Raw genomic sequence first — 10,693 nt, 5'->3', positions numbered from 1 at the left:
GTGACGTTAATTTAAAATTACTGGGGATAATTATCTAATATCTTCATCATCATTTATGTCGTGCATATAGCGTATTCGAGTGCTAGTTGCTTGCTCTCAAAATGGAATTTTTACTCACATGAATCAATTTAATTCTAACTGCGTGTTTATGCGGGGAGTGGCATTTATCACTTTAGTGGTTCAAATATGCTTACTTCTTACCGCTACCATCACACCTATTATTTCACTGTCCGCGCATGCCGATAGCTTAGATGATGCAATGATAAATATGAGAGCATCAGATATCTTGAATGAACACACTTCGGCAGCAGTGACTATTGATTCAAGTCGATCTAAGAATCCACCGCAAGAGACAGTAAATCCTCCTATTTTTTCGCCATCTTCACCTCTAAATGAGCCCGCAGAGCCCTTGATTGCATCACAGCAAAATGGGTTACCAGATTTAGGCTCAGATAAACATGAAGTTGGCGACATCCGTACTAATAATAAATATGAGATCACGGAAAATAACGTGGCGAGTGCGTTTTCCAATTTTGGCAGTGTGATGAGCAGTAGTGAGCCTGGCAAAGCTGGCGAAAATGCAATAAAAGGCGTCTCCTCAGGTCTGGCCTCACAAATGGCTTCAGATTGGTTGGGGCAATACGGTAATGCCAGAGTGCAATTGAACTCATCAGGTACCGGTAATGCCGATGTATTGCTGCCACTAGCAGAATCAGAAAGTGCACTGTTATTTGCTCAGCTAGGGGTCCGTCATAATGGACAACGCGCAACAAATAATAGCGGCATTGGCGTACGTGGATTTACCGATGACTGGACCTTCGGTGTAAATACCTTTTATGACTATGACATGACCGGTAAAAATAGCCGTTTGGGGGTCGGGGGTGAAGCTTGGACAGATTATCTCAAATTCTCCACAAATGGTTATTTCCGAATAACCGACTGGCATCAGTCGGTATTGTCCGATATGGAGGATTATAACGAACGCCCGGCTAACGGGTTTGATGTGCGGGCAGAGGCCTATTTACCCTCTCATCCCCAATTGGGTGGACGGCTAGTCTATGAAAAGTATTTTGGTAAAGGCGTTGCATTAGGCAGTGGAAATACCAGCCCTGATGATTTAGGTCATTCACCCTCTGCCATTACCGTTGGGGTTAATTATACGCCTATTCCATTGGTAACTTTCGATGCTTCCCATAAGAAAGGGCGCAATGTCGATAATGATTTTCAGCTAGGGATCAATTTAAATTACCGTTTTGGCGTACCGTGGATTGATCAAATTAGCAAACAGACCGTTGGTTTAATGCGTAGTGTGGCGGGTAGCCGTTACGATATTATTGACCGTAATTACGATATTGTTATGCAATATCAAAAGCAGGACTTAATTCATCTGAGTTTGCCTGAGCAGATTACCGCATATGCTATGGAAGATATCTCACTAACGGCAAAAGTGGCCTCGAAATACGGGGTGAAAAATATCGTATGGCATGCCCCTGCATTGCTTGCAGCCGGTGGCAGTATAACGATGTCAAGTGTGGGAACAGTGTTAATCACTCTCCCGGCCTATCAACCATCCGTTAGCCTGAATAATTATCAAGTTAGCGCCACGGCATATGATGTCCGGGGTAATAAATCCAATACGGCTACCACAACCCTGCTGGTTGAGCGCTCTCTACATAATATTACCCTTAAACATGTTGGTAATCACACAACGCTGGCCGATGGTTTATCTACGGTGGCTTTTGAAGCCACAGTGATTAATACCGCGAATAATGCTAACCAACCGATAACGGGTATGGCCGTTACGCTCAGTTCTACCCTGGGAACAATCACTCCGCAAACTGCGGCAACCGACAGTAACGGAAAGGTTAGTGGTATTGTCACAACCAGTACTCGTTCAGGGAGTGGGACAGTTTCTGCCTCCTTGATGAACGGCAACCATGATACAAAACCGGTCAGGTTCACGGCAGACAGTAGCACGGTAAGAATTATTAATGGTGACCTGACTGTCGTTCGTGACAAGGCGATTGCCAACGGCGTCGCGACTAACAGTGTGAAGGCCATTATCAAGGATGCTAACGGCAATCCAGTATCCGATCAGGCGGTCAGTTTCTACGCCAATAATAATGCTGTTATTGCCAGCAGTGGCATTACTGATGCTGATGGTAGTGTGATCATGACACTCACCAATACCATCAGTACTGTTGTTACTGTAACCGCTAGCGTCAATGGCAGTAGCCAAAGTGTCAATGTGACATTTGTTACCCCCGCCAACATTGCCAGTGGTAACTTGAAAGTCGTTACTGACGGCGCTGTTGCGAATGGTACGAAAACTAACAGTGTGAAAGCCATTGTTACTGATGGACACAATGCACCAGTATCAAATCAAGTGGTCAGTTTCAGTGTTGCCAACGGAAGCGGTGCCACGATCGCCACTCAGGGCACGACGGGCCCAGATGGTTCGGTAACGGTAATGCTTACCAGTATCAAAGCCGGTGTTGTTACCGTGACGGCAACTATTAATGGTAGTGCTCAAACGGTGGATGTGACCTTTATTGCCGATGTGAGTACTGCGCAAATCCAGACGCTAACGGAAGTCACCGCACTAAACAGTGGCATTGTGGCGGACGGCAGCCAGACCCACAGGGTACAGGCACGGGTGACCGATGCGCAGGGTAACCCGCTGGTCAATCAGACCGTGACCTTTGCCGCCAGCAGCGGCGCTACACTGGTGTCGTCGGTGGTGACAGTCACCGACAGTGACGGGTATATCCCGATGGCACTGACCAGTCTCCGGGCCGGGGTGATCACCGTGACCGCCACCCTCCGTGGGGGCAGTGGTAACAGTAAAACAGTGGATGTGGCCTTTATTGCGGATACCAGCAGTGCGCGGCTTGAGACGCTGACTGAAGTCACCGCAGCGAACAGCGGCATTGTGGCGGATGGCAGCCAGACCCACCGTGTGCGGGCACGAGTGACGGATGCGCAGGGCAACCCGCTGCTTAATCAGACCGTGACCTTTAGCGCCAGTAATGGTGCCACGCTGGTGAATCAGACGATGACGGTGACCGACAGTGACGGTTATCTCCCGATGGCACTGACCAGTACGCTGGCCGGGACTGTCACCGTTACTGCCACCCTGATTGGGGGCAGTGGCAACAGCAAAACGGTGGCTGTGGCCTTTATTGCTGACGCTAACAGTGCGCGGCTTGAGACGCTGACCGAAATCACGGCGTCAAACAGTGGCATTGTGGCGAACGGTAGCCAGACCCATAGCGTGCAGGCGCGGGTGACTGATGCGCAGGGTAACCCGCTGGTCAATCAGACCGTGACCTTTAGCGCCGGTAATGGTGCCACGCTGGTGAGTCAAACGGTGACAGTGACCGACAGTGACGGTTATCTCTCGATGGCACTGACCAGTACGCTGGCCGGGGCTGTCACCGTTACTGCCACCCTGATTGGGGGCAGTGGCAACAGCAAAACGGTGGCTGTGGCCTTTATTGCCGATACCAGCAGTGCCCACATCGCGACGCTGACTGAAATCACGGCGGCGAACAGTGGCATTGTGGCCGATGGTAGCCAGACCCATAGCGTGCGAGCGCAGGTCACCGATGCGCAGGGTAACCCGCTGGCCAATCAGACGGTGACCTTTGCCGCCAGTAGCGGCGCTACCCTGGTGAATCAGACGGTGACGGTGACCGACAGTGACGGGTATATCCCAATGGCACTGACCAGTATCCAGGCTGGAGCCATCACCGTGACCGCCAGCCTCAGCGGAAGCAACAGCAAAACGGTGGCTGTGGCCTTTATTGCCGATACCAGCAGTGCGCGCATCACGACGCTGACTGAAATCACGGCGGCAAACAATGGCATTGTGGCGGACGGCAGCCAGACCCATCGCGTGCAGGCACGGGTGACCGATGCGCAGGGTAACCCACTGATTAATCAGACGGTGACCTTTGTCGCCAGCAGCGGTGCTACCCTGGTGAATCAGACGGTGACGGTCACCGACAGTGACGGGTATATCCCAATGGCGCTGACCAGTATCCGGGCCGGAGCCATCACCGTGACTGCCCGCCTGAGCGGAAGTAACGACAAAACGGTGGACGTGATCTTTATTGCTGATGTCACTACCGCACAAATCGCCACCCTGACTGAAATCACGGCGTCAAACAGTGGCATTGTGGCGGACGGCAGCCAGACCCACAGGGTGCAGGCACGGGTGACCGATGCGCAGGGTAACCCACTGATTAATCAGACGGTGACCTTTAGCGCCGGTAATGGTGCCACGCTGGTGAGTCAGACGGTGACAGTCACCGACAGTGACGGGTATATCCCAATGGCGCTGACCAGTATCCGGGCCGGAGCCATCACCGTAACCGCCAGTCTCAGCGGGGGCAACAGTAAAGAGGTGCAAGTGATCTTTATTGCTGATGTCACTACCGCACAGATAGTCACTCTGAGCGAAATCACTGGGCCAAATAGCGGCATTGTGGCGGACGGCAGCCAGACCCATACCGTACAGGCTCGGGTTACCGATGCAAGCGGCAACCCGCTGATTAATCAGACCGTGACCTTTAGCGCCGATAACGGTGCCACGCTGGTGAATCAGGCGGTGACGGTGACCGACAGTGACGGGTATATCCCAATGGCACTGACCAGTATCCGGGCCGGGGCGGTCACCGTGACCGCCAGTCTCAGCGGAAGTAACGACAAAACGGTGGTTGTCACCTTTATTGCTGATGTCACTACCGCACAGATAGTCACCCTGAGCGAAACCACCGCGCCAAACAGCGGCATTGTGGCGGACGGCAGCCAGACCCACAGTGTGCGGGCGCAGGTTACCGATGCGAACGGCAACCCGCTGGCCAATCAGACGGTGACCTTTGCCGCCAGTAATGGCGCCACGCTGGTGAATCAGGCGATGACGGTGACCGACAGTGACGGGTATATCCCGGCGGCACTGACCAGTATCCGGGCAGGGACCATCACCGTGACCGCCAGCCTCAGCGGAAGCAATAGCAAAGTGGTGGACGTCACCTTTATTGCTGATGCTACTACCGCACAGATAGTCACTCTGAGCGAAACCACCGCGCCAAACAGCGGCATTATGGCGGACGGCAGCCAGACCCACAGTGTGCGGGCGCGGGTCAGCGATGCGAACGGTAACCCGCTGGCCAATCAGACGGTGACTTTTACCGCCAGTAATGGCGCCACGCTGGTACCGTCGGTGACGGTAACCGACAGTGACGGGTATATCCCGATGGCACTGACCAGTATCCGGGCCGGGGTCATCACCGTGACCGCCAGCCTCAGCGGAAGCAATAGCAAAACAGTAGACGTAACCTTTACTGCTGATACCAGCAGTGCACGCATCGCGACGCTGACTGAAACCACGGCGGCAAACAATGGCATTGTGGCGGACGGCAGCCAGACCCATAGCGTACGGGCGCGAGTGACGGATGCACAGGGCAATCCGCTGGCCAACCAGACGGTGACCTTTAGCGCCGGTAACGGTGCCACCCTGGTGAATCAGACGGTGACAGTAACTGACAGTGACGGGTATATCCCGGCGGCACTGACCAGTATTCGGGCCGGGGCGGTCACCGTGAGCGCCAGCCTGAGCGGGGGCAACAGTAAAGAGGTGGACGTGATCTTTATTGCTGATGTCACTACCGCACAGATAGTCACCCTGAGCGAAACCACCGCGCCAAACAGCGGCATTGTGGCGGACGGCAGCCAGACCCACAGTGTGCGGGCGCAGGTTACCGATGCAAACGGCAACCCGCTGGCCAATCAGACCGTGACCTTTGCCGCCAGTAATGGCGCCACGCTGGTGAATCAGGCGATGACGGTGACCGACAGTGACGGGTATATCCCGGCGGCACTGACCAATATCCGGGCCGGGGCAGTCAATGTGACTGCCAGCCTGAGCGGGGGTAACAGTAAAGAGGTGCAAGTGATTTTTATTGCCGATGCCACTACCGCACAGATAGTCGCCCTGAACGAAACCACCGCGCCAAACAGCGGCATTGTGGCGGACGGCAGCCAGACCCATACCGTACGGGCCCAGGTCAGCGATGCGCAGGGTAACCCGCTGGCTAATCAGACCGTGACCTTTAGCGCCGGTAATGGTGCCACGCTGGTGCCGTCGGTGGTGATGACGGACAGTGACGGGTATATCCCGATGGCGCTGACCAGCATCCGGGCCGGGGCAGTCAATGTGACAGCCAGCCTGAGCGGGGGCAACAGTAAAGAGGTGGAAGTGATCTTTATTGCTGATGTCACTACCGCACAGATAGTCACCCTGAGCGAAACCACCGCGCCAAACAGTGGCATTGTGGCGGACGGCAGCCAGACCCACAGTGTGCGGGCGCAGGTCACCGATGCTAACGGTAACCCACTGATTAATCAGACGGTAACCTTTGCCGCCAGTAATGGCGTCACGCTGGTACCGTCGGTGACGGTGACCGACAGTGACGGGTATATCCCGGCGGCACTGACCAGTATCCGGGCCGGGGCAGTCAATGTGACAGCCAGCCTGAGCGGGGGCAACAGTAAAGAGGTGGAAGTGATCTTTATTGCTGATGTCACTACCGCACAGATAGTCACCCTGAGCGAAACCACCGCGCCAAACAGTGGCATCGTGGCGGACGGCAGCCAGACTCACAGTGTGCGGGCGCAGGTTACCGATGCAAACGGCAACCCGCTGGCCAATCAGACGGTAACCTTTGCCGCCAGTAATGGCGCCACGCTGGTACCGTCGGTGACGGTCACCGACAATGACGGGTATATCCCGGCGGCACTGACCAGTATCCGGGCCGGGGCAGTCAATGTGACCGCCAGCCTGGGCGGGGGCAACAGTAAAGAGGTGCAAGTGATCTTTATTGCTGATGTCACTACCGCACAAATCGCCACCCTGACTGAAACCACCGCGCCAAACAGTGGCATTGTGGCCGACGGCAGCCAGACTCACAGTGTGCGGGCGCAGGTCACCGATGCGAACGGTAACCCGCTGGCCAATCAGACGGTGACCTTTGTCGCCAGCAGTGGTGCCACGCTGGTGCCATCGGTGACGGTGACCGACAGTGACGGGTATATCCCAATGGCGCTGACCAGTATTCGGGCCGGGGCCATCACCGTGACCGCCAGCCTCAGTGGAAGTAACGACAAAACGGTGGACGTGATCTTTATTGCTGATGTCACTACCGCACAAATCGCCACCCTGACTGAAACCACCGCGCTAAACAGTGGCATCGTGGCGGACGGCAATGAGATCCATACCGTGCGGGCGCAGGTCACCGATGCGAACGGTAACCCGCTGGCCAATCAGACAGTAACCTTTGCCGCCGATAACGGTGCCACGCTGGTGAATCAGGCGGTGACAGTGACTGACAGTGACGGGTATATCCCAATGGCACTGACCAGTATCCGGGCCGGGGCAGTCAATGTGACCGCCAGCCTGAGCGGGGGCAGCAGTAAAGAGGTGGAAGTGATCTTTATTGCTGATGTCACTACCGCACAGATAGTCGCCCTGAGCGAAACCACCGCGCCAAACAGCGGCATTGTGGCGGACGGCAACGATCTCCATAGCGTGCAGGCGCTGGTCACCGATGCTAAGGGTAACCCGCTGGCCAATCAGACGGTGATTTTTACCGCTGATAACGGCGCCACCCTGGTAAGTCAGACGGTCACTGACAGTGATGGGTATATCAGGACAGATCTGACCAATACCCGGGCTGGGGCTGTTAATGTTACCGCAACCCTGACTGGGGGCAGTGGTAACAATATGACGGTGCAAGTCATCTTTATTGCTGATGTTACTACCGCACAGATAGTCACCCTGAGCGAAATCACCGCGCCAAACAGTGGCATTGTGGCGGACGGCAGCCAGACTCACAGTGTGCGGGCGCAGGTCACCGATGCGAACGGTAACCCGCTGGCCAATCAGACGGTGACCTTTGTCGCCAGCAGTGGTGCCACGTTGGTGCCGTCGGTGGTGATGACCGACAGTGATGGGTATATCCCGACGGCACTGTCCAGTATCCGGGCCGGGGCCATCACCGTGAGCGCCAGCCTGAGTGGGGGCAGCAGTAAAGAGGTGGAAGTGACCTTTATTGCTGATGTCACTACCGCAAAAATCGCCACCCTGACTGAAACCACCGCGCTAAACAGTGGCATCGTGGCGGACGGCAATGAGATCCATAGTGTGCGGGCGCAGGTCACCGATGCGAACGATAACCCGCTGGTCAATCAGGTAGTGATTTTTACCGTCGGTAATGGTGCCACGCTGATGCCATCGGTGATGATGACTGACAGTGACGGGTATATCCCGGCGGCATTAACCAGTATCCGAGCCGGGGAGATCGCGGTGATTGCCACCCTTATCGGGGTCAGTAATGACACCAAAAAGATAGACGTGCTCTTTATTGCCGATGTTAATAGCGCGAAAGTGATTTTAGAAAAGAGCGTAGATAATCAACCTGCTGATGGGGTGGCAGATGCTGCAATAAAAGTGACGGTAACAGATGCCAACAATAATCCATTGCCAGGCCAGAATATAACCGTTGTTGCGGATAATGGCGCAATTATCAGCAGTAATAGTAATGGTACCAGCGGTGCCGATGGGACTTTTGTTATAACACTGAAAAGTTCAACAATTGGTAATAGCGCGGTGACCGCAACACTGGATAATACCAGTAGCGCAATGGTTGTGATGACATTTGTTGCTGTACCTTTTGAGATCAGATTGACCTTAACCATGGGGGGATAACCGTGCTGTAGCTGATGACACTTTATGGTGGCGGCGTTAGGTTCTTGACGCATTGAGGACATTAGCAGGAATAGACAGAAGTATGTATTAGTAGGCGGCAGGGAAAAGAGGAAAGCTAAAGGGCATCTAATTAAATAGAAGCCCTTTAGCTTAAGTATCATTATTTCGGTTTCGATAAATTATTGTAAACGTTATTTAGTATAAAACGCTTTCCTTTAGTTATTACTGTTCCGATATTGCATTAGTGGGCTGATATTATGGAAATAGATTAAGATGAGATTATTAAATCTACTGGTGTTTATTCTGCTGATGACGGTGTTTCCTGGCACTGTTTATGCGGAATTTATCATAAAAAACCTGCAAACAAGTTTGTCAGAAATGAGTATGGATGTGGTATTCCAGCCTGGTGGTTCTGCGTATGTTAATTATTGTCGGCCACAAAATATTAGCCATACTACATTAGAACGTTGTTTACTAACATATAAAGTCAGAGCAGTTACCTCCGGAGGTCTAGGGGTTGACTTATATACTGGCGCGTTTGATTTACGAGGGGATGGCACATATGACCAACAATTGTTAGCTGCTTCAACAATGGACGAAGCACTAGCGATCGCACAATCTCACGGGGTAATACTTTCTTATCACATAGTGATATCACGCTCAGCACTGGTTTCGATATCCGGTACATCGGGGAATTTTGCAATGATAACTGGAGCTGAGGGAAAACCCTGTAATGCGGCGGGTACCTCATGTTATACATTTTCATCTGCTCTACTAGGTACATATAACTTTAACCTTAAAACAGCCAATATTGATGTTGTATGTGAGGCGAGTAGTTTGTCACAACGTTCAGCGACCCTAAGTGGGCCACATATATATGTGCATGATAGTAATGGGACGCGCTTATCACAAGCCATTAATCCTATTGATGTATCTATGAACTGTGTTAATTGGAGCCCAACGGCTAATACCAAAGCGGTCGACTTTGTCGTCACTCCGAGCGAAGGGGCCGCCACCGGCAGTAATACTCAGGTAGCTTGCGGAGTTTATAAAAATACGCTTGCCGGGACAGCTTCAGGTTATACACATACTCAGACAATCTCCTTGTCTGGTTTTGGTGATACTATTTCAACGTTCTCAACACCGGCACTTTATTTTGGTGTTTATGTTAAACAGCCATCTAGCTCCGCAGAAACCTCGTTACCGCAATTAAATTGTGAGTTTTCAGGCGAGTTTAGCGTACAGTAATCGGCGATTTTTATGAGTGTTCTTTCTGTGAGAATTGTAGGAGATATTAATGGTTCTCTGCTCTTTTAATTCGACCTAAGTAAAGTAAGGTTAGATATTCCAATACAGTGAGAATTTTCCATTCTTATCGATTTGAAATGGAGGGTGTTATTGTGCATTAATACTATGGTGCATCTGAATAATAATGAATTTTCTTAGGTGTCTATTTGATGGATTACGCCCTATAAAGGTTACGGGTACTTTATTAAGGAGATATGATGCTTGACATGACAGTGCTTGTTGTTGATGAACATCCTATAATTAGAAGTGTTATAAAACGTATTATAGAGTGTAAAGGAGGTGAGGTTTTAGAAAGTAATTGTCGAACAGAATCGGTTAGGATAGCCCATATGCATAAACCAGATTTGATTATTCTCGATATTCTTACAAATGAATATTCAGGTCTTGGTCTGATTGAACAAATATTAAGAGTTTCACCTGATTCAAAAATAATAATTTTCACTGCGATGGTATTTAATGATTATGCTATAAAATGTATGGACTGTGGTGTTTATGGTTATGTCTCTAAAACCGATAGCATTGATAATTTGGAAAGTGCCATTAAAGCGGTTATGTCGGGTTATTGTTATTTTCCAAAGCTTATTATTAGTTTTAAAAATGATGATAATGATGAAC

The 10,693-nt window shown here is 51.7% G+C and carries 3 protein-coding genes; all 3 read left to right on the top strand.

Annotated features, from left to right (window positions below; all coding sequences use genetic code 11):
* Positions 1–511: 511 nt before the first annotated feature.
* On the top strand, positions 512–8,770 hold the full coding sequence (locus V1952_RS16405; protein WP_420075132.1) for an Ig-like domain-containing protein: 8,259 nt from the start codon (positions 512–514) through the stop codon (positions 8,768–8,770).
* A 273-nt stretch (positions 8,771–9,043) separates the two neighbouring features.
* Positions 9,044–10,018, top strand: coding sequence for a heme utilization protein (locus V1952_RS16400; protein WP_420075131.1), 975 nt, complete (start codon positions 9,044–9,046; stop codon positions 10,016–10,018).
* A 257-nt stretch (positions 10,019–10,275) separates the two neighbouring features.
* A partial coding sequence (locus tag V1952_RS16395) for a response regulator (RefSeq protein WP_420075130.1) occupies positions 10,276–10,693 on the top strand: 418 nt, incomplete at its 3' end.

Origin of the sequence: Yersinia sp. 2542 StPb PI (assembly GCF_048593855.1) — a bacterium.
In the GTDB taxonomy this organism is placed as follows: Bacteria; Pseudomonadota; Gammaproteobacteria; order Enterobacterales; family Enterobacteriaceae; genus Yersinia; species Yersinia enterocolitica_E.
Note: the sequence above shows the minus strand (reverse complement) of the source record. Positions and strands in the feature narration are given on the sequence as shown.

What these genes read in the sequence shown, in the direction of transcription:
- V1952_RS16400 (WP_420075131.1), top strand. Translation starts at nt 9,044, where the DNA reads ATGAGATTATTAAATCTACTGGTGTTTATTCTGCTGATGACGGTGTTT.